The 380-nt window shown below is 64.2% G+C and carries 1 protein-coding gene; it reads left to right on the top strand.

Annotation, left to right across the window (positions count from 1 at the left end):
• Positions 1–29: 29 nt before the first annotated feature.
• Positions 30–380 (top strand): K(+)-transporting ATPase subunit C (gene kdpC / locus ACSIPU_RS30645; RefSeq protein ID WP_435322487.1); only part of this gene is annotated, 351 nt, incomplete at its 3' end.

Below are 380 nucleotides of genomic sequence, written 5' to 3'. Positions count from 1 at the left end.
CCTGAGCGGTCTGGTGTGAGGAACAAACTATGTCATTGATTCGTCCGGCACTTGTGCTATTTATTCTGTTAACGCTGCTCACCGGCGGCGTCTATCCTCTGCTTACCACCAGCCTGGGACAATGGTGGTTTAACTCACAGGCCAACGGCTCGCTGATCCGCCTGAACGGTGAAGTGCGCGGCTCGGCGCTGATTGGCCAGAACTTCACCGCCGCAGGCTATTTCCAGGGCCGCCCGTCGGCCACCGCGGAGACGGCGGATAATCCCATGGCCTCTGGCGGCAGCAACCTCGCCGCCAGCAACCCGGCGCTGGATAAAGCGGTGAGCGAGCGCGTGCAGGCCCTGCGCGCCGCCAACCCGGACGCCGACCCGCGGGTGCCG

The organism is Klebsiella sp. HN106, assembly GCF_051209435.1.
In the GTDB taxonomy this organism is placed as follows: Bacteria; Pseudomonadota; Gammaproteobacteria; order Enterobacterales; family Enterobacteriaceae; genus Klebsiella; species Klebsiella oxytoca.
Note: the sequence above shows the minus strand (reverse complement) of the source record. Positions and strands in the feature narration are given on the sequence as shown.